This window comes from Halosolutus sp. DAT137 (assembly GCF_059736405.1).
Genome location: NZ_JCAQID010000001.1, coordinates 339,694 through 359,446, shown reverse-complemented (window position 1 = coordinate 359,446; position 19,753 = coordinate 339,694). Strand labels below are relative to the sequence as shown.

Sequence of the window (19,753 nt, the reverse complement as noted above, 5' to 3'; positions counted from 1 at the left end):
GGACACCGGGTTACAAAGACTCCGGTGTGTCGATCGCTACCACGACCTGTCGGTCGTCGTGGCGCGGACTGGAGCCATTACTGTGCTGGGGCCGTTACTGTCCGAGATCGTCGACCAGCTCGCTTGCGACGCCCGTATACCCCTCGGGAGTGAGCGCGTGGAGTTCTTTACGAACATCTTCGTCGACGTCGAGTTCGTCGAACATCGCCCGGAAGTCCTCGATCGTGACGTCCTGGCCGCGGGTGACGGCTTTGACGCGCTCGTAGGCGTCTTCCTGCCCTTCACGCCGAAGGATCGTCTGGACGGCCTCACCGATAATTTCGGGGGTGTCGGCCAGTTCCTCGCGCATAACTTGCTCGGTCGGGACGACCTTCGAGAGGCCGGCCGCCGTCTTCCCGTAGCCGATCAGGCAGTGGGCGAAGGCGGCCCCGATGTTGCGTTTGACCGTCGAATCCGAGAGATCCCGCTGGAGTCGCGAGGTCGTAATATAGTCCGCGAGGAAGGTCAGATCCGAATTCGCCTTCGAGAGGTTCCCCTCGCTGTTCTCGAAGTCGATCGGGTTGACCTTGTGGGGCATCGTCGACGAGCCGGTTTCGCCATCGACCGACTCCTGTCCGAGGTAGCGATCGGAGACGTAGAGCCACACGTCCAGGTCGAGATCGAGGAGAACGCTGTTCGCGCCGCGGAACGCGTCGAACAGCGCCGCGAGGTCGTCACAGGGGTTGACCTGCGTGGTGAGCGACTCGAACCCGAGACCGAGTTCAGTGACGAACGCCTCGGCAAACGCCGGCCAGTCGACGTCGGGGTAGGCCGCGACGTGGGCCGCGTACGTGCCGGACGCGCCGCCGAGTTTGCCCGACAGCGCGTCGGTCGCCGTCCGGATACGTCCGGTTGCACGGCCGAGGCGGGCGGCGTAGACGGCCATCTCCTTGCCGAATGTCGTCGGCGTCGCGGGCTGGCCGTGGGTGCGCGCGAGCATCGGCAGGTCGCGGTACTCACGGGCCATGTCGGCGAGGGTATTCTGCACCGCATACAGTTCCGGCAAGAGCACTTCGTCGACGGCGTCGCGGACCAGCAGCCGGTGGGCGAGGTTGTTCACGTCTTCGCTGGTCAGCCCGAAGTGAATCCACGGCGAGGCGTCGCTGCCCTCCGGAAGCCGGTGGCGGATGAAGTACTCCACGGCCTTCACGTCGTGATTCGTCGCCGAAAAGCCCGCGTGGCCCTCGGTCTCGAGTTTCTTGATCAGCTGGGCGTCTTCTTCCGCGAAGTGGTTGTACAGGCCGCGGAGTCGCTCCCGCTCGTCGATGTCGAGTACGAGCGGCGTCGCGTCGAGATCCGCGAGGGCGATCAGGTACTCGACTTCGACGCGAACGCGAGCGCGCATGAGCGCGGCCTCGCTGGCGTACGGCGATAGCGGTGCGGTCCGGCTCGCGTAGCGGCCGTCGAGCGGCGAGACGGCGTAGAGGGAATCGATGTCGGTCATTATCGGATTTGTTCGAGCGCGGCGCAAAAGCGTATCGATAGCCGGAGCCACGAGTGTGTATATTTCCGCGAGAGCGGTCGAGTATAGCTCCATAAATATACGTAAACGTGTATACTTCGGTGGTCGAGACCGCAACCACTTTGCCGCTCGCGGCCGGCCATCCGCTCATGACACGAATCGCCGGGATGGCCGGCAACCGAGGACGGAACCTGTTGAACATCGCCGATCGCGCGCCGGGCGGGGCCGAACTCGCCGTCGTGCTCACGAATAGCGAGGACGCGCCGGTGCTCAAGTCCGCAGCCGAGCGCGGAATCCCGACTGAAGTCGTCCCGCTCGCAGACGACAAGAGCCGGCGCGAGCACGAAGCGGCGGTCAACGAGGCGCTCGCGGACTACGACTTCGACCTGGTCTGTCTGGACGGCTACATGCGTATCCTCTCCGAAACGTTCCTCGATGCCCAGCCGACCACGCTGAACGTTCATCCGTCGCTGCTGCCGTCCTTCCCCGGCACGGACGCCTGGGGCGACGCACTCGAGGCGGACGTCTCCGTCACGGGTTGTACGGTCCACGTCGTTACCGACGCGACCGACGAGGACGGCGCGATCGTCGAAAGCGAGATCGACGCCGGACCGATCGTCACTCAGGAACCGATTCCCGTCTACGAGGGCGACGACGCGGAGACCCTGAAAGAGCGCGTCCTCTACGAGGGCGAGTTCCGGGCGTACCCGCGTGCGGTCAAGTGGGTTAGCGAAGAGGCGATCGACGTGGACCTCGACGCTGGCGAGGTTACCGTCGAGACGGACGTTGCGAGTACGGACACCGACGACCACGATGGCCTGCCCGCGCGACGATTCGTCTCCGACGATCGGGCCGATACCCTCCGATACGGGGAGAACCCGCACCAGGACGCGGCCGTCTACGCCGACTACACCTGCGACGAGGCGAGCGTCGTCCACGCCGACCAGTTGAACGAGGGTGCGAAGGCGCTGTCGTACAACAACTACAACGACGCCGACGGCGCGCTCAACCTGATCAAGGAGTTCGACGAACCCGCTGCAGCCGTCATCAAACACACCAACCCGGCGGGCTGTGCGACCGCCGATTCGATCGCAGCGGCCTACGAGAAGGCGCTCTCGACTGACCCGATGAGCGCGTTCGGCGGGATCGTCGCGGTGAACCGGGAGTGTGACGCCGCGACCGCCGAGAAAATCGTCGACTCGTTCAAGGAGGTCGTCGTCGCGCCGGGTTACACCGACGACGCGCTCGACGTGCTCTTCGAGAAGGATAACCTTCGGGTGCTCGACGTCGGTGCACTGGGTGAGCGAACGGACCGGTTCACCGAGAAACCGATCGTGGGCGGCCGACTCGTCCAGGAGCGCGATCTGCAGTCCATCTCGATCGAGGATCTCGAGGTCGTCACCGAGCGCGAGCCGACCGAGGGGGAACTCGAGTCGATGGTGTTCGCCTGGCAAACGCTGAAACACGTGAAATCGAACGGGATCCTCTTTACGAAAGGGACCGAGACGGTCGGCATTGGTATGGGACAGGTTTCCCGCGTCGACGCGGTCCGACTGGCCGCGATGAAAGCAGACGAGCACGCCGAGGGCAAGGACGCCGAGGGCGCGGTGATGGCCTCTGACGCCTTCTTCCCGTTCCCGGACGGGATCGAGGAGGCTGCCGAAGCGGGTATCGCGGCGGTCGTCCAGCCCGGCGGCTCGGTCAACGACGACGACGTGATCGCGGCTGCGGACGAACACGGGATTGCGATGGCGTTTACGGGGCAGCGGAGTTTCAGACACGATTGAACGGTAGTGAAGTCGAGTCTGAAGCTCGGAAGGTGCGGTGATCTTCCGGTTTCGTCAGCGCCTCGTTCGGTACTGGACCCGAACCGCGGCGGCGATCCGGACGAGTGTGACACTGAGGGCGTAGTAGAATCCGAGCAAAATAGTGAACACTGTTGCCTGTTCCAGACCGGGAATCACGAAGAGCACGCCGAGACCGATCGGATCCAAGAGGAATCGTCTGATACCGTCGATCGGAACGTAGACGAGCAGCCAGAACAGCAGTTCGAGTTCGGAGAGAAACACGGCGGGAAGCCCGAACGGTTGCCGGAAAGAAAACGCCGCTAGAACCGCCGGCACGGCTACGAGAAAGAGGAAGACAGTGCCAACTGGATGGGTCCGCACCCAGGCGAGGGCGCGTTCGAGTCGACTCACACACGTTCATGGGCGGTTGCCAGTAAAGCGATTGTGGATCGCACCAGGTGGCGGTCCGTGGCCGTGACGATCGTCCCGCCGGAGTGACTCTGTGGCTACACCGGCCGGCGAGCCGCCGCGGTCGATTGTAAGAAAATTGATGTGGTTGCAGCGTGTTTCCTCGAATATGTCGCTTCCATCCCGTCCCGAACTCACCCGACGACGCGTACTGACAGGGATGGGAGCGGGACTCTCCGGAGTAACGGTCTGGGGGCTCTCACCGCTGATCGGCTCCGGCTCCGCCCCGGAGGGTCGGCCGGCGATCGTCGGTCATCGAGGTGCTGAGGGGCTGGCACCACCGAACACGGCGGCTGCGATCCGCCGTGCGCTCGACGTGGGCGTCGACGGCGTGGAACTCGACATTCGACGGACGAGCGACGGGGAATTCGTGTTGTTTCACGATCCCACTCTCGATTGGGATTCGGACAGCCACGGCTGGATCGAAAATACGCCCTGGGAGGAGATCCGCGGGGCGACGATCGACGGGGAGCCGCTCATCAGGCTCGAGGACGGACTCGAGACGGTCGCGTCCGCCGACGTGTCGATCTATCTCGAACTGAAATCGAGTGGCTACACCGAGGCGGTCCTCGAGACGGTTGCCGAGTACGGACTTCTCGATCGCGTCTCGATCATCTCGTTCGAAGTCGAGGCGCTCAAACCGGCACAGGAAGCCGGCGTCCCGACCGGACTGATCGGGTCGGTGCCGACGTCGTGGCTCGCAGACGACGCCCGATCGGCCGGGGCCGACGTGGCGCTCAGTCACTACGCACCCCACGGCGTGTCGACGTTCGTCAGCGAGGCGCGAGCCAGCGGACTCACCGCCGGCATCTGGAAACTGGTCGACACCAAAGACACGGTTCGTGACGTTCTCGAGCACGATCTCGATGTCCTCGTGACGAACCGTCCCGACTACGCACTGGAGATTCTGGAGGAGACCTGACCGACGGGTCGCCGCCTGAACCGGCGGGCGAGAACGCCGAACGCGTCGTGTAGTGTTCGATCGGCCGTTTCGGCCAGCGAGGACAGATCGAGATAAGGGCCCGCGGCGTTCGCTGCGTAACGGTTCGACGCGTGACGAGTTCGATACACCACGGTGGATCGCGCCGATCGAAAGCTCAAAGGCGGTTTTGAACTTGACGAGGTGTTTTTTCAGTGCCGGTCGATCGGATCGGTATGGATCGACGACAGTTCATGGCGGCATCTGGTATCGGCCTCGCGGCGATGGTCGCAGGATGTACTGGCAGCGTACTCAGCAGCGACGACCCCGACGACCGTGAACCGGTCACGCGAGTCGCGGAAAACGGGCGCGAAATCACCGTGAGCGCCGATGGTGCAGTCGAGACGGAACCCGACCAGGCGACGGTGAGCGTCGGGATCGAAGCCCGTGGCGACACCGCCGACGCGGTTCGTGACGAACTGGCGACGAGATCCGGCCCGCTTCGCGACGCGTTCGACGAGCTCGGCATTCCCGATGAAAACGTCGAGGAAGGGCGCTACCGCATCCACCCCGACCGAGACGGGAATCGATTCCGCGGGTCGCGATCGTTCCACCTCACGATCGACGACGTAGACCGCGTCGGCGAGGTCGTCGACGGAGCGGTCGACGCCGGTGCGGACGACATCGGCCGCGTGAACTTCACACTGAAGGAGACGACGCGCGAGGGACTTCGCAACGACGCGCTCGACGAGGCGCTTTCGAACGCCGACAGCGAAGCGGAACACGTCGCAGAAAACCGCGGCGTCAAACTCACGGGGACGAAATCGGTAACGACCAACGATGTCAGCTACGGGACGGTTCGATACGCAGCTGACGAGGTCGCAGAATCCGACGATGCCGGCGCACCCGAGACGACGTTTGATACAGATCCGGTAAGCGTCCGCGCGAGCGTGACGGTCGTCTACTCGTTCGCCGCCGACGAGTAGAACCGAACCGGAGCGGGTGCGATCGGCGGCCGTTCGAACAGGCAGACATATGCGAATAGAAATGTATAAAATACTCGATAATAAGGGGAAAATATTCCATATCCATCAATATATGGAGAGGGTTCAACGGGGACGGCGGTAGTCGAGCATTAATAGGAAAATTGACCGCACATAATCGTAAAAAGTCGATGTTCGTCCCCAATACTCGCCATATCCTGTACAATAACCAGTACCATGGTTCGTTACGACGCCCAGATACCCTGTCACTGATGACAGTCTTGCACCCATGTTCAGGTATCTCGGCGGTCTACTCGGTTATGGATACATACTAGCCACCATATAATTACCGAGTCCAGACCATGGCGGATGGCGAGAAATCGATTCGACTCCGATGAGAAGCCATCCCCGATCGTGACCTCAGTTCGTCGAACTGGGATCGACGGAGCGACACAGCGATCGAACGTCGGTCGCCGAGAGCGTTCGGAGCGTCGACCACGCGTCCTCAGCGGCCGAGTTACCGAGAACGGGGTCGACGAGCGAGTGGAATTTCGCTCGAATCTGTGTCTCGTCGAACGGGCGCTGTGCGCCACCGCGAGCGTGTCGGACCGTCGTCGACAGCGTGGATTCTCCGAGATCGATGGTAACGCGCGCCCCTCGACTGTCGGGGACAGGGTCGGCAAACTCCGCGGTCGACTCGACCGACACCCGAGTTGCAAGGTCGTACACCGGTTGCCGAAACGCCGTCGGCTCGAACGCCGACTTTTCGGAGTGGCCGTGGACCAGTCGGGTCGCGACGGCGAACGGAATCGAGAACTTCGCGGCCAGCCTCGTGTTCGGCTCCGGACCGGTCAGCGTCGCCGCGGCGGGATAGGTTTCGACCGTCACCGCCGCGATTGCGTCGGGATCGATCGATCGGTCGCTCGAGAGGTCGTCGATCGCGTCGAGAACGGGATGCGTGTACCGGCAGGCCGCATGGATTTTGAAATAGCCCGACAGGATCTCCCACCGATCACCGAGATCCGCGGTCGGAATCTCATCGATGGGGTCGGCGGCGATGGAACCGAGGTGGACGCGGATGCCGTCCTCGATGCCGGTGAAGCCGGCCTGAGCCTGGTCGACGGCAGCGATCGCGTCCGGCGCGACCATGCCGGTGTACGTGTCCCGAACGGTCGCACCCTCGAATGCGGCCTCGAATCGGGTGTGCTGTGCGTGATTCGCTGCGATCGCGAGCGCGTGGGTCGTCGTCTCGCGGTCCAGTCCCTCGTAGTTTGCGACGCCGGCAGCGGCACCGACGACGCCCCAGACGCCGTGAGGATGGTAGCCGTCGGCAAGCGGCTGACACGCCCGCGCGACGCGAACGGCCGTCTCGTAGCCGGCGACGAACGCCGCGATTGCATCGTCGACGGTTCCGTCATCCGCCTCGGCAACGGCCAGTACGGCCGGCAGCACGTGTGTCGCCGGGTGTCCGGCCGCCCGCTTGTGACCCTCGTCGAGTTCGAGTACCGTTCCAGCAGTTCCGTTTACCATCGCCGCCCGCTCGGGCAGAAGGCGGATGTCGGTTCCGAACGCCGAGGCGGTACCGCCGTTGCGATCGGCGTACTGCCCCCGTAGCGTCCGAACTGGCTCGGTCGTCGAACCGCCGACGATCGCGCCGATCGTATCAGTGACGATCAGGCCGGCACGATCGCGAACTGCGTCGGGGAGGTCCTCGTGTGAGAGGCCCGCGACGAACGACGAAAGCGACGCCGCGTCAGTCATTCGTGCTCGTCCGCTTCGGCGTCTTCGGTGAGCGTACTTTCGTACAGGCCCTTGCGCTCGAGCAATTCGAAGAACCGTCCGGGCCACGAGACGACGCCCTTCGGGCTGTAGAGGACGATACCGATCAGGAGAACGCCGTAGACGATGCGATCGAAGCCGGGGAGATCCACGAATTGGCGGGCGATTTCGCTCGTCGGGATAACGATGAACGCCCCGATGATCGGCCCGAGTACGGTCCCGATGCCCCCGACGATCGCCGGAAGCAACACCTCGACGTTGATCAGGATTTCGTAGACGGTTTCGGGGCGAATCGTATCGAAGTACATCGCCCAGAAGGCCCCGGCCCACGCGGTGAAAAAGGCACTCACCGTCGTCCCCAGAAGTTTATACCGGTAGGTCGGGATCCCGGCCGCCGCGGCCGCGTTTTCGTTTTCACGGATCGCAAACAGATACAGGCCGAGGCGCGACTGTTTGATCGCGAGTGAGACGGCGGTAACGACGATCAGGAACCCGAGGATGACGTAGTAGTACGGGAGCGCGGTCTCGAACTGGAACGCCAGGAGACCGAAGCCGTCGGCGTACGCTCGTGGCAACGGTTTGAAGTACCCGCTGGCCCCGCCGAGTTGTGGCACGGTGTTGAACGTAAACCGGAGCAGTTCCGCGAACGCAAGCGTCGCCAGCGCGAAGTAGTGGCCTTCGAGATCGTACCGGAAACAGAGGACGCCGATGAGGAGTCCGTACACTCCGGCGACGATTGCGCCGACGATCATGCCGATCCACGGGTTCACACCGGCGACGCTCAGGAGCATGATCGTCCCGTACGCGCCGAGTCCGAAGAACGCCGCGTGTCCGAACGAGAACTGCCCCGTGTAGCCGGACATCATGTTCCAGGCCTGCCCGGTCGTCGCCCAGACGAGCGTGATGATGAGCATGTGGACGCTCACCCAGGTCCCGAGACTGAACCCGAACGCGTACAGGTTCAGCGTAAACGGCAGGACGAGTAACCCGGCGAAGATCGCCGTGAGGAGCACGGGGGTCGAGTACCAGTGGCTGCGAAACGCCCGGTACCGGCGTCGAGCGCGATCGATTCGGCCCGCTACTGCGCGGGATCCCGTGGTAGCCCCCTTGTCTGCGTTGCTCATGCGTGACCACCTCCAAGCAGTCCCTCGGGTCGGAACAGGAGCACCAGAATGAAGATCAGGAAGATCGCGATCTGGTATCCCGATCCCGGCAGGAAGAACTGTCCGAACACGTGGACGAAACCGATGAGCATCCCGCCGAGCAACGCGCCGGGGAACGACCCAAGCCCACCGAGAACGACGATGACGAACGCGTTAATGAGGTACGCATCACCGAGGCTCGGATTGATCTGCTGGAACAGCGGGATGACCGCACCGGCCAGTCCGGCGAGTGCAGCACCCAGTCCGAACGTCAGGTAATCGATCCGCGGGACGTTGATCCCGACGTACTGGGCCGCGTCCCTGTTGTCCGCCGTTCCCCTGATCGCCCGGCCGATCTGGGTGTACTGCAAGAACGCCCACGAGACAGCGACGGCGACGATCGCAACCAACAGCGCGTACAACTGTCCTTCCGGAAGAAAGATCCCGGCCACGCCGATCGAGCCGAGATCGATGTCGAGACTCTGCGGGTCCGCCGAAAAGGCGATTTCGATCCCACTGACGAGGATCAACAGCACGCCGAACGTGACGATCAACTGGTTCTCCTGGGGTGCCTCGATGATCGGTGCGATCGTCACGTGGTGGATCGCGAGTCCGAGAACGAACAGCACGACGACCGCAACAGGAATCGTCAAGAACGGGTTGAGTCCGGCCTCGTTCGTGAGCCACCAGACGGTGTACATCCCGACGACCATCAACGCCCCGTGGGCGAAATTAATGACGTCCATCACGCCGAAAATCATCGTCAACCCCAGCGCGACGAGTCCGTAGATACCGCCGAGCAGGATCGCGAACGCGACCAGTTGCAAGGCGATCAACGGATCGATGAACATGGGTGTCACCGCCGTCTCGAGTTGCTGCAGCGGGGTCAACGGAATGTCGTATCCAGTGGCGAGCGTTGGGAGCATTTAGTGATACTTAGAGATCGACGTCGCTTTCGGCAAACTCGTCGGGAGCGACGACCCGGTCCTCGAGATCCTGCACCTGAAACAGCGGCGCGAGGGCGTTTTCGTTCTCGCCGGCGTCGTCGAACGTGATCGGCGGCATGGCGGCGATGTGATCGGTCACTTCGATTCCCGAAAGCGCGTCGTTGATCGCTTCGGAGTCGCTGGAGCCGGCTTCTTCGATCCCGGCGATGATCACTTCCGTCGCTGCGTACGTCATCGCGACGTTCGCGTCGAACGACTGGTCGAACTCGTCTTCGAAGCGCTCGCGAACCTCTTCGGCACGGTCGTCGATCGGGTTGAGCGCGAAGTTCGTCGCGAGCGCCCCCTCCGCCGTGTCGCCCATCTCCTGGAGGGCGCTTCGATCGTTGAGTGCCTCGTTCGAACAGCCGGCGAAAAACGGCGGCTGGTAGTTCTGGTCGTCCATCGCACGGACGAGTTCGACGGTTTCGCCCTCGTAGGAGATCGCGATCACGACGTCCGGGTCGGCGGACTGTAGCTGGGTTACCTGCGTGTCCGCCGTTTCACCGAAGCCGATCCCGACTTCTTCGACGATCTCGATGTCGTTTGCGGGAAGTTCGTCGCGAAGCGCGTCGCGCACGGACTGTCCGAAGTCGATATCGATGTAATAGATGCCCGCGGTGTCGACAGTCTGGCCGGCATCTCGTATCGCCTGTGGCATCAGATCCGCGTGGTCGACGGCCATCTGTCGCGCGCGTGGCTGTGGCCGGTAGACGTACTCCATTTCGGACGCCTGAAGAATGTCGTCAGCGACCGACACCGAGATCACGAACGGAACGCCCTGGCGTTCGGCCGCGACGGTCGCGGCGCTCGTGACCGGCGAGGAGAAACAACCCGTGAGGACGTCCGCTCCCTCGTCGATGAGTTCGTCCGAAATTTCGCCACCGAGTTCCTGTGCGCCCTGATTGTCGCCGCTGACGACCTCGATTTCTGCGCCGTCCATCGACTCGATGCCGCCGTTTTCGTTTTTGATCATCGCCGCGAGCTGGACGGCGTTGTCCATTCGCGTCCCCGTTCCACCGAGGTCACCGCTCAGCGGGTGATTCGATCCGATCACCACAGTGTCGGAGCTTCCGCCGTTTCCGTTTCCGCTGCCGTTTCCATTCCCCCCGCCATTGCCGCTGGGATCTTCACCAACACAGCCTGCAAGTCCAACAGTTCCCGCTGCACCAATGTACTTGAGAAACGACCGCCTGAAATTTCGACTACTATCTGTCGCCATACACCCCTATCAGAAGGCAAACTATTTATAGATTTGTACGGTCTAACCCAAATAATCACCGCAGTAATACACCAAGCATATTCCGTTCAGATAGAAGGCGAACGGCGGTGCGGGTAATCTGGACGACTAGTCGAGACCGAGATAGAGTTCCACCAGATCGTCCTCGTCGCGCAGTTCGTTCGCTTCGCCGCCGAACTGCAACTGTCCCTGAGCGAGGATATAGACGTAATCTGCGATCGTGAGCGCCTCTCTGACGTTCTGTTCGACGAGAATTACCTGTACGCCCTGCTCGACGAGCGTTTCGGTCATCTGGAACACGTCGTCGACGAGCGACGGCGCGAGGCCGGCGCTGGGTTCGTCGAGCAAGAAGAGATCGGAGCCGGTCATCATCGCACGGCCGAAACTCAGCATCATCTGCTGGCCGCCCGAGAGGGAGCGTCCGTCGGTGTCGAGTTTGTCCTCGAGCGCCGGAAACGCCTCGAGGACGGTGTCGAATCGTTCCCGACGGACCGATCGATCGTCGACCCGGTAGCCGCCGAGCAACAGGTTCTCCCGGACACTCAGACTGCCGAAGATGCCGCCATCCTGGGGAAGCATGACGATACCGTGATCGAGGTTCTGGTACGCGTTCGATTCCGTGATATCGGTCTCGCCGTAGTTGATCGAGCCGGACCAGACCGGGACCGCACCGACGAGCGCCTTGAGGAGCGTCGATTTCCCGCTCCCGTTCGGGCCAAAAATGCACGTCACCCCGTCGTGGCTCTCGACCGAGACGTCGTCGATAACCGTGTGGTTGCCGTAGCCGGTAACGATGTCCGCTGCGACCAGTCGCTGTGCCGTCGCCGGCGTGTCGGCAGTCATCCGAGACAACTGTGCGGCCGATCCACTGCCGCTCGCAGCAGCAGTCCCGCCCGCTTCGGTGGCGCTTTCGCCGTGAGCGCCGTCCGTCGCGACGGTTTCGGCCGACGATCGCGTGTTTCGATCGAGCGTGTCAGCGAGTCCCGCATCGGGGTCCGTCTCCTCGCCGAGGTACGCCTCCCTGACTCGCTCGTCGCTCGTGACGCTCTCGAAGTCGCCCTGCATCACGATCTTGCCCTGGTTCAGGACGCTGACGCGATCGGTCAGCCCCGAGATGACGCTCATATCGTGTTCGATGATGACGAACGTCTGGCCCCCCTCGTTCAGTTCGCGGAGGTGATCCAGAATCCGCTCTTGGAGGGCCGGGTTGACGCCTGCGGTCGGCTCGTCGAGCATGATACACGTCGGATCGAGCATGAGGATGCGCCCGAGTTCGAGCAGCTGTTGCTGGCCGCCGCTGATGTCGCTGGCTTCGTGCTCGGCGATGTGTTCGATCTCGAGTTGCTCGAGGATTTCCTGGGCGCGGGAACGCTTTTCGTCGCTGATGCGGAGTCCCGAACCCAGTCCCTCCGTGTAGACGCTCAGGAGGTTCTCACGGACGGTGAGGTCGGTAAACGGGGAGGCGATCTGGAACGTGCGTCCGAGACCGTTCCGGGCGATTTTGTCCGGTCCCATCTCCGTGATGTCGGTCCCCTCGAAGAATACCTGCCCGCCGTCTGCGTCGTAGAATCCGGTGACGGTGTTGAAAAACGTCGACTTTCCACTCCCGTTCGGACCGATAATTCCGTGTACTTCGCCTCGCTCCACACCGAGTGAGATCCCGTCGTTGGCGAGTAACTCGCCGAACGTTTTGGTTAGGTCCGTCGTCTCGAGTATGTAGTCGCTCACAGCCGTATATCAGACCAGATCAGCATAAGGGTTTCCCAGCGGTTCGACCGAAACCCGCCAGAATCGGCCAGAGCGGGCCGGAACCGGTGAGACGAGATCGTAACCCCCGAAACGTATAAACTCCGACCGAGCCGAGATGACACTCGATGCAACGGAGTCGACAGGCGATCGACGGCGACGAGCGACGGGGGAGCAAATGATCGAACAGTGGTTCGACGAGAAAACGGCGATCGTCACGGGGGCGAGTCGGGGGATCGGTCGCGCGTGTGCCCTGACCCTGGCCGAACGGGGTGCCACGGTCGTTGCGGGCGACGTACGGCCGTGTACCGACCTGCTCGAGGCCGCCGGCGAACTCTCGGGCGACGTTCACGCTATCGCCGCCGACGTCACCGAACCAGCCGATCTCGAGGAACTCGTCACCGAAGCCGAGACCCGCGACGGCGTCGACGTCCTCGTCAACAACGCCGGGATCGTCGCCCGCGAATCGATCGACGACCTGACGCCGGCACAGTGGCACGACGTGCTCGAGACGAATCTCACCGGCGCGTACAACGCCATCAGAGCCGCAAAACCTGCGCTGTGTACCTCTAGCGGCGCGATCGTGACCGTCTCCTCGATGCTGAGCCAGGTCGGCTACCCGGACCGAGCCGCCTACAGCGCGTCCAAAGGCGGTCTCGACGCGATGACACGAACGCTCGCCGCAGAGCTGGGTCCGGAGGGCGTCCGCGTCAACGCCGTCAATCCCGGATTCATCCGAACGGAGATGACGCAACCGTACGCCGACGCCGGAAACGAGGATGCGTTCCGGGCGAAGACGGCGATCGATCGCCTCGGCGATCCCGAAGACGTCGCCGCCCTCATCGCGTTTCTGGCGAGCGAACACGCCGCGTTCATCAGCGGCGAGACGATCCTGATCGACGGCGGACAGGCGGCACTCGGTTGAGCGGGCCGTCGTCTTTCGGCCCTCGGTCGAGCAAGCTGTGATTCTCCGGCAATTACTGCGGGCACGTCGCCCGCAAGAGCCGCTCTGCGTCTTCACGATCGGCACCGATCGGTGCCCGAACGATCGGCAGGTCGACACCCGCCCCTCGCAAGTCATCGAGTTGTGCCCGCACGCTCGGCTCGTCACCGACGACGGCGACCCGGTCGAGAAACGCGTCGTCGACGGCGTCGGCCGCGTCGGTCGTCGTCTCCGCGTTCCTGATTCGATCGATCATCTCCTCGAAGCCGGCCTCGGCGGCGACCCGATCGTAGTAGCCCGGAATGTCCCTGAAGTACGTCGCGACGTGGCCCGCAGCGGCGCGTCGAGCCGTTTCGGGGTCGTCGTCGACCGAGACGAGAACGTACATCGCAACGTCGATGTCCGCGCGAGTCCGGTCGGCCCGGTCGAGACCGGTATCGAGCCACTCACAGGCCCGATCGAACTGCGCACGCGGATAGAGATTCGGCAACCAGCCGTCGGCCAGTTCGCCGGTCAGCCGGACGTTCGTTGGACCGAGCGCGGCGTTATAGATCGGTACGTCGCTTCTGACCGGTTCGAAGGTGTCCCAGAACGACGTCCGCTGTGGCGTGAAAAACTCGCCGTCGAACGAGGAGGGATCGCCCTCGAGATACCGTCTGACGAGCCGGATATACTCGGCCAGCCGGGCGATCGGGCGATCGAACTCGCTTCCGTGGAACAATTCGACGACGCCGGGGTGGGCGACGCCGAAACCGAGGATAGCCCGGCCGTTCGAGTGGGAATCGAGGGTCGCGATCGCCTGTGCCGTCGCCGCCGGCGTCCGCGAAAACACGTTGACGATACCGGTCGCGAGTCCGATCTCGTCGGTTTCGGTCGCCCAGCGTTCGAGTTTGCCGAAGGCCGTCTTCCCCTGTCCCTCCGCGGCCCAGACGCTCTCGAAGCCGAGTTGTTCGGCCAGCCGAACGAGTTCGAGGTCGTCACGAGTCGCAAACAGGACGCCGGTTCGATCGGTCACGCGACGACCCCCTCCGCGGCGAGATCGTTGTAGATGTCGACGCGAGCGATGGTTCCGTCCTCGATTCGATAGACGTCGACGTAGCGAACGTCCTCGAACCGGTCTCCGTCGTTGTCGACCCCGTAGAGCGTTCCCAGGCTGACGACGTGATTATCGGTCTCGATCCACTCGTCGAACTCCTTTTGTGCCCACTCGTAACGGGGGTCGAGCCACGCGAGCATTTCGGCCGCCGCGTCCACACCCTCGAACCGAGCGCCGGGAAGGGTGATCACGGCGTCTGGGGTAAACAACTCTTCGACAGTGTCGCGGGCGTCCTCGTCCGCCATTCGATCGAAAAACTCCTCGACTACCTCCCGTGGTGTCCCTGTCATACGCGTCCGTCAGTTACGCGCCCGACGCTATAACCTTATTCGCAGTCGACGGACCGAACCCGCATCACCGATCGACGCACCACGACTTCGTAGCCGTAGTAGTGAAACGAAACTCGATCGGCACCGCCGCCAGCGCACTCGGAATCGGTGTCACCGTCCGCATCCGCCGGAAACAGCGCGTCCAGGGCCTCCGGATCGATCGCGTCGTACAGGGGTGGTAGTTCGAGCGGGTCAGAGCCGTCCAGTTGCGCGACCGCGTCGACGATTGCGTGTGAGGGTGGCCCCGTCGTCGATCGATTCCAGACCCGTTCGAGGTCGACTGGAGCTGCGTTATCGACTGCCGCCGAATCGGCGATCGGACCGGACGCTGCTCTGTCGCTATCAGTCATTAGAGTCTGGACCACCCCGAGTAACAAAAGCGTTACTACCGCCGCAGCGGATCCGCCGGAAGAGCGCAATTTATGCCGATGGCAGCGAAACGAGGGTCTATGAGACCTGCTCGCAGACCCGCGGCGACCGTTGGCCGCCGCCATCGCAGTACTGCGTGGCCGATTTACTGCCACACCACACCGGAGCGACACCGCGATACCACACCGGATCGACACCGCGATATCACGCCGAGGTGGCGTCGATGACGGCGACCGATCCAACCCCCGTCAGCGACTGGGAGGCGTCGATATTCGACGTGCTCGACACGCCGGTTCCGGATTCAGTTCTCGATCGCGGCGCGAAGACGGTCGCGGACGTGCTGGCGGCGATGGTCGCCGGGAGCGCCGCGGAGCCCTATGCCCAGGTGTGGGACGAGATGGACGTTCCGCCGGGAGCAGCGACGATCGTCGGCACCGATCGGCAGACCGCACCGGTCCAGGCTGCGATGTTGAACGGAACGGCTGCGATCGTCCAGGAGATCGAAGAGGGACACAACACCGGAGGCCACGTCGGGGCCGGTATCGTCGCCGGCGGCCTGGCGATGGCCGAGCACGTCGACGCCGACGGCGAGATGCTGGTCGAGAGTTGCGTGCGCGCCTACGAGATCTGCGCCAGGCTCGAACGGGCGATATTCGCGATGAAAGCCCGGATCAACGACGCGGTTCCGTGGCTCGTCCGGGACCCACACTCGACGTGGACGACCGTCGGTCCCGCGGTCGCAGCCGTGCTCTGTACCGACCCCGAGCCGTCGACGGTCCGGCAGGCGTTTCGACTCGCGGCCAACCGGGCCGTGGTTTCGATGGACGACCCCTACGACAGCGGCCCGCCGTCGCGAAACGTGACCGCGGGTGCTTCCGCGGGCGTCGGCGTTTCGATGGCGCAACTGGCGCTCGCCGGGATGCCCGGCTCTGGAGACGTCATGCAGACGGTGTACGCCCCCTTCGAGACGATGCTCCCCGACGGGTTCGACTCGTTGTTTGCCGACCTGGGCGACCACTGGGCGATCACGGAGAACTACTTCAAACCATATCCGTCGTGTCGGTACACCCATGCCCCCCTCGACGCTCTCCGGGATCTCGATCGGGTAATCGCACCCGACGACGTCGATCGCATCCTCGTCGAAACCTACGCCAACGCGGCCGACATGGCACACACGTCCCCGGAGACGCTGACGGGCGCGAAGTTCTCGATTCCCTACGTCCTCGCCAGGCACCTCCACAGCGGCGAGGTCGCCCTCGAGCACTTCTCGTCCGAGGCGATCGCCACCGATGGTGTTCAGGAACTTGCAGACAAGGTCGAGGTTCGCGCAGTCGAGGAGTTCGAAGCCGCGTTTCCCGAGGACTGGGGTGCCCGCGTGATCGTCGAGTTCCGCGACGGAGGCTCGGTGAGCGGGGAGCGTGCGTATCCGCGAGGTGACTACCGCGATCCAATTTCCGACGACGAGTTCGACGCCCGGCTGAAGTCGCTGCTGGCGTTCGGACTACCGGGGAGCGACCCCGACGAAGTGGTTGCCGTCGCCGGATCGCCCGCGGCATACGAGGCACGCGAGATCGGAGCCGCACTCCGGCGATAAGATCAGTGACCCGGCGGAGCGAGACTCGCCCAGTCGACGGAGACTCACCGTCGACCGTGGACCAGTACCGATTTGTCCCCCGCTCGCGGTAGCGATCGTATGGATTCGACCACGCAGACGCTCAGGTCCCACCTCGAGTCGGACGGCATCGTTCTCGCACCCGGCGTCTCGGACGCCCTCGAAGCAGCCCTCGCCGCCCAGGCCGGCGCGGACGTCCTCTACGTCAGCGGCAACGCCGTCGCCTCGTCGGTTCACGGCGGTCCCGATATCGGCCTCACCACGATGACCGAGCAGGTCGATCGCGTGCGACAGATCGCTGGCGCCGTTGACCGGCCCGTCATCTCCGATGCGGACGACGGCTACGGGAATGCGCTATCGGTTCGTCGAACCGTCCAGGAGTTCGAACGGGCCGGGATCGCCGGCGTACACATCGAAGATCAGGACGCACCGAAACGGTGCGGGCACTTCGACGACAAGAAGGTGGTCTCGACCGGCGAGATGTGCGCGAAGGTCCGCGCCGCGTGTGATTCCCGCGGGGATGACGATTTCGTCGTGATCGCCCGCACCGACGCCGTCGCCGTCGAGGGGATCGACGCGGCGATCGATCGCTCCCGGACCTACGCCGAGGCCGGAGCCGACGCGGTGTTCGTCGACGCGCCCGAAAGCGAAGCCCACCTCGAGCGAATCGGGGCTGAGTTGTTGACCGTCCCGTTGATAGCCAACCTCCCCTACGGCGGCAAGACGCCGATGCTCTCGGCCGATCGGCTCGAGGACCTCGGCTACGACCTCATGCTGTTCGCGACGACCGCACAGAAAGCGAAGCTGCGGGCGCTTGGGGAGATATACGAGCACCTCGTCCAGAGAGGTGACGAGCGCGATCTGGTCGATCGACTCGCAACGTGGGAAACCCGCGACGAGGTTACCGGTCTCGAGCGGTGGCGCGAACTGGAGCGACGGTACGCCAGCGATCGATCGTAGGACGGAAAACGGGCTGTTGTCTCTGTTGTACTTCGTTACACCGATTCGTCTCAGGACTGTTCGTGGGTTCCGAGTTTTCGCTTCGTGTACGGCTTGAGTCCGCCCTCGTCGACGAGATCCTGCAAGAACGGCGGCAGCGGTTCGGCTTCGTACTCCTCGCCCGTCTCGTGGTTCGTGACGAGTCCCGCATCGAGATCCACTGAGATGTCGTCGCCGTCGTCGATCCGATCGGCGTCGGGGCAGATCAACACCGGCAGACCGAGGTTGATCGCGTTCCGGAAGAAGATCCGTGCGAACGACCGGGCGACGACGGCGTCGACGCCGGCACCGAGCAGCGAGAGTGGTGCGTGTTCCCGCGAAGAGCCGCCCCCGAAATTCTCGCCGGCAACGACGAACTCTCCCTCGCTGACTTCCTCCGAGAACTCCGGACGGAGGTCGTTGAACGCGCGAGCGGCGAGTTCGTCGGGGTCCGTCGAGACGATAAACCGCGAGGGTGTGATCTGGTCCGTGTCGATGTCGTCACCGAACACCCACGTCCGACCGGGTTCACTGACGGTCATCGGACCACCCCCAGGTCAGCCGTCGCGTGATCGTCGTATCTGGGCGTTTCGATCGTCCGCGGATCGGTGATCTCGCCGTACAGTGCGGTTGCACCCGCAGTCGCCGGACTCCCGAGGTAGACGCGGCTCTCCATCGAACCCTCGCGGCCGGGGAAGTTCCGGTTTGCCGTCGCCAGACAGACGTCGCCGTCACCGAGAACGCCCTGGTGGTAGCCCGCACAGGCCCCACAGCCCGCACTCTGGAACGTCGCGCCGGCTTCGACGAGCGAGCCGAGCACGCCGGTTTCGAGACACTTCTCGTAGACCGCTTTCGACGCGGGAACGACGATCAGCCGGGTTCCGGGGGCGACCTGCTCGCCGTCGAGAACGTCCGCGACGACGCGGATGTCCTCGTAGCGGCCGTTCGTACAGGTCCCGACGAACACCTGGTCCACGTCGGTACCGACCACCTCGTCGACGTCCACGGCGTTTTCGGGATTCGACGGCTTCGATACCTGCGGCGCGAGGTCCCCTCCCTCGTAGCTGTGCGTGGCCTCGTAGGTGGCATCCTCGTCCGAGGCGAGGTCCGGATCGATCGACACGTCCAGTCCCGCCTGCTGGTCGAGGTACGTCTCGACGCGATCGTCGGGTTCGACGATACCGGCTTTCCCGCCCATCTCGATCGCCATGTTCGCCAGAACGAGTCGCTGGTGGATCGGCAGCTCCCGGACCGCAGATCCGGCGTATTCTGCGGTCTTGTAGGTCGCGCCGGCGAAACCGATGTCGCCGATGAATTTCAGGATCAGGTCTTTCGCGTAGACGCCGTCGGGCAGGTCGCCGTGGACCTCGAAGCGGATGGTCTCCGGCACACGGAACCACAGTTCGCCGGTCGCGAATGCGGTCCCGAGGTCGGTCGAGCCGACGCCGGTTCCGAACGCGCCGAGACCGCCGTAAGTCGTCGAGTGCGAGTCCGCACCGATGACCAGATCGCCCGGTTCGACGAACCCCTCTTCGATCATCACCTGATGGCAGATTCCATCGTTGATCTCGTACTGGTGGGTGCCGTAGGCCGCGGCGAACTCCCGGACGGTGTTGTGGTTGTTCGCAGCGTCGACGCCGTCGGCCGGCGCGTGGTGGTCGAGCGTAAAGACGACGTCGTCGGCCGACGCGAGCTCGCCGTCCTCGCCGGTTACCTCCTCGAAGGCGTCGATCGCTAACGGTCCCGTCACGTCGTGGGCGATCATCTCGTCGACGGTCGCTTCGACGTACTGGCCGGCGGTCACGTCCTCGCCGGAGGCCTCCGAGAGGATCTTTTCGGTTATCGTTTTTCCTGTCATAGCTGGTGGTCGGAGTGTGT

General features: G+C 63.7%; 18 protein-coding genes. 6 read left to right on the top strand and 12 right to left on the bottom strand.

From position 1 onward, the window contains the following. Nucleotides 1-94: 94 nt before the first annotated feature. The gene (gene purB / locus AC6I6L_RS01790) at nucleotides 95-1,483 is read right to left on the bottom strand and encodes an adenylosuccinate lyase (RefSeq protein WP_497916001.1); all 1,389 of its coding nucleotides are present in this window, start codon (nucleotides 1,481-1,483) and stop codon (nucleotides 95-97) included. Nucleotides 1,484-1,650: 167 nt separating this feature from the next. Between purB and purH the strand changes: the two genes are divergently transcribed. Next, entirely contained in the window at nucleotides 1,651-3,288 is a 1,638-nt protein-coding gene (purH, locus tag AC6I6L_RS01785) for a bifunctional phosphoribosylaminoimidazolecarboxamide formyltransferase/IMP cyclohydrolase (RefSeq protein ID WP_497916000.1), read from the top strand. A gap of 54 nt (nucleotides 3,289-3,342) precedes the next feature. Here the strand turns inward: purH and AC6I6L_RS01780 are convergent, their stop codons facing one another. Beyond that, nucleotides 3,343-3,699 (bottom strand): hypothetical protein, encoded by a 357-nt coding sequence (locus AC6I6L_RS01780; RefSeq protein ID WP_497915999.1) that lies wholly within the window; start codon nucleotides 3,697-3,699, stop codon nucleotides 3,343-3,345. 166 nt (nucleotides 3,700-3,865) lie between these two features. On the opposite strand from AC6I6L_RS01780, the gene AC6I6L_RS01775 reads away from it, so the two are divergent. Beyond that, nucleotides 3,866-4,678 (top strand): glycerophosphodiester phosphodiesterase, encoded by an 813-nt coding sequence (locus tag AC6I6L_RS01775; RefSeq protein ID WP_497915998.1) that lies wholly within the window; start codon nucleotides 3,866-3,868, stop codon nucleotides 4,676-4,678. Between the two features lie 233 nt (nucleotides 4,679-4,911). Then, nucleotides 4,912-5,661, top strand: coding sequence for an SIMPL domain-containing protein (locus tag AC6I6L_RS01770; RefSeq protein WP_497915997.1), 750 nt, complete (start codon nucleotides 4,912-4,914; stop codon nucleotides 5,659-5,661). Between the two features lie 417 nt (nucleotides 5,662-6,078). Here AC6I6L_RS01770 and AC6I6L_RS01765 read toward each other — a convergent pair whose 3' ends face one another. The 5 genes from AC6I6L_RS01765 to AC6I6L_RS01745 all read right to left on the bottom strand — a co-directional run bounded on the left by AC6I6L_RS01765 (nucleotide 6,079) and on the right by AC6I6L_RS01745 (nucleotide 12,530). After that, complete coding sequence (locus AC6I6L_RS01765; RefSeq protein ID WP_497915996.1) at nucleotides 6,079-7,419, bottom strand: MmgE/PrpD family protein; 1,341 nt, start codon at nucleotides 7,417-7,419, stop codon at nucleotides 6,079-6,081. Next, nucleotides 7,416-8,561 carry a branched-chain amino acid ABC transporter permease gene (locus AC6I6L_RS01760; RefSeq protein ID WP_497915995.1) on the bottom strand — a complete coding sequence of 382 codons (1,146 nt, stop codon included), beginning with the start codon at nucleotides 8,559-8,561 and terminating at the stop codon, nucleotides 7,416-7,418. Before AC6I6L_RS01760 ends, AC6I6L_RS01765 begins: the two co-directional genes overlap by 4 nt. Further along, nucleotides 8,558-9,505, bottom strand: coding sequence for a branched-chain amino acid ABC transporter permease (locus AC6I6L_RS01755; RefSeq protein ID WP_497915994.1), 948 nt, complete (start codon nucleotides 9,503-9,505; stop codon nucleotides 8,558-8,560). The genes AC6I6L_RS01760 and AC6I6L_RS01755 overlap by 4 nt, the downstream gene beginning before the upstream one ends. A gap of 10 nt (nucleotides 9,506-9,515) precedes the next feature. Continuing rightward, the gene (locus AC6I6L_RS01750; protein ID WP_497915993.1) at nucleotides 9,516-10,784 is read right to left on the bottom strand and encodes an ABC transporter substrate-binding protein; all 1,269 of its coding nucleotides are present in this window, start codon (nucleotides 10,782-10,784) and stop codon (nucleotides 9,516-9,518) included. Between the two features lie 126 nt (nucleotides 10,785-10,910). Continuing rightward, complete coding sequence (locus AC6I6L_RS01745; RefSeq protein ID WP_497915992.1) at nucleotides 10,911-12,530, bottom strand: ATP-binding cassette domain-containing protein; 1,620 nt, start codon at nucleotides 12,528-12,530, stop codon at nucleotides 10,911-10,913. 136 nt (nucleotides 12,531-12,666) lie between these two features. On the opposite strand from AC6I6L_RS01745, the gene AC6I6L_RS01740 reads away from it, so the two are divergent. Then, a complete protein-coding gene (locus AC6I6L_RS01740) occupies nucleotides 12,667-13,473 on the top strand; it encodes an SDR family NAD(P)-dependent oxidoreductase (RefSeq protein WP_497915991.1) in 807 nt (268 codons plus the stop codon). 52 nt (nucleotides 13,474-13,525) lie between these two features. On the opposite strand, the gene AC6I6L_RS01735 is transcribed toward AC6I6L_RS01740, so the two are convergent. The 3 genes from AC6I6L_RS01735 to ddfA are packed head-to-tail and all read right to left on the bottom strand — an operon-like array spanning nucleotide 13,526 to nucleotide 15,266. Next, nucleotides 13,526-14,506 (bottom strand): LLM class flavin-dependent oxidoreductase, encoded by a 981-nt coding sequence (locus AC6I6L_RS01735; protein WP_497915990.1) that lies wholly within the window; start codon nucleotides 14,504-14,506, stop codon nucleotides 13,526-13,528. Further along, nucleotides 14,503-14,877, bottom strand: a complete 375-nt coding sequence (locus AC6I6L_RS01730) for a nuclear transport factor 2 family protein (RefSeq protein WP_497915989.1) — start codon at nucleotides 14,875-14,877, stop codon at nucleotides 14,503-14,505. The genes AC6I6L_RS01735 and AC6I6L_RS01730 overlap by 4 nt, the downstream gene beginning before the upstream one ends. A gap of 35 nt (nucleotides 14,878-14,912) precedes the next feature. Further along, the gene (gene ddfA / locus AC6I6L_RS01725; RefSeq protein ID WP_497915988.1) at nucleotides 14,913-15,266 is read right to left on the bottom strand and encodes a DdfA family disk-determining factor; all 354 of its coding nucleotides are present in this window, start codon (nucleotides 15,264-15,266) and stop codon (nucleotides 14,913-14,915) included. Between the two features lie 242 nt (nucleotides 15,267-15,508). Between ddfA and AC6I6L_RS01720 the strand changes: the two genes are divergently transcribed. Both AC6I6L_RS01720 and AC6I6L_RS01715 read left to right on the top strand, forming a co-directional pair. Continuing rightward, a complete protein-coding gene (locus AC6I6L_RS01720) occupies nucleotides 15,509-16,879 on the top strand; it encodes an MmgE/PrpD family protein (RefSeq protein ID WP_497915987.1) in 1,371 nt (456 codons plus the stop codon). A 99-nt stretch (nucleotides 16,880-16,978) separates the two neighbouring features. Beyond that, on the top strand, nucleotides 16,979-17,857 hold the full coding sequence (locus AC6I6L_RS01715; RefSeq protein ID WP_497915986.1) for an isocitrate lyase/PEP mutase family protein: 879 nt from the start codon (nucleotides 16,979-16,981) through the stop codon (nucleotides 17,855-17,857). A 50-nt stretch (nucleotides 17,858-17,907) separates the two neighbouring features. On the opposite strand, the gene AC6I6L_RS01710 is transcribed toward AC6I6L_RS01715, so the two are convergent. Beyond that, complete coding sequence (locus AC6I6L_RS01710; protein ID WP_497915985.1) at nucleotides 17,908-18,417, bottom strand: 3-isopropylmalate dehydratase small subunit; 510 nt, start codon at nucleotides 18,415-18,417, stop codon at nucleotides 17,908-17,910. Continuing rightward, the gene (locus AC6I6L_RS01705) at nucleotides 18,414-19,733 is read right to left on the bottom strand and encodes a 3-isopropylmalate dehydratase large subunit (protein ID WP_497915984.1); all 1,320 of its coding nucleotides are present in this window, start codon (nucleotides 19,731-19,733) and stop codon (nucleotides 18,414-18,416) included. Before AC6I6L_RS01705 ends, AC6I6L_RS01710 begins: the two co-directional genes overlap by 4 nt. Nucleotides 19,734-19,753: the final 20 nt, after the last annotated feature.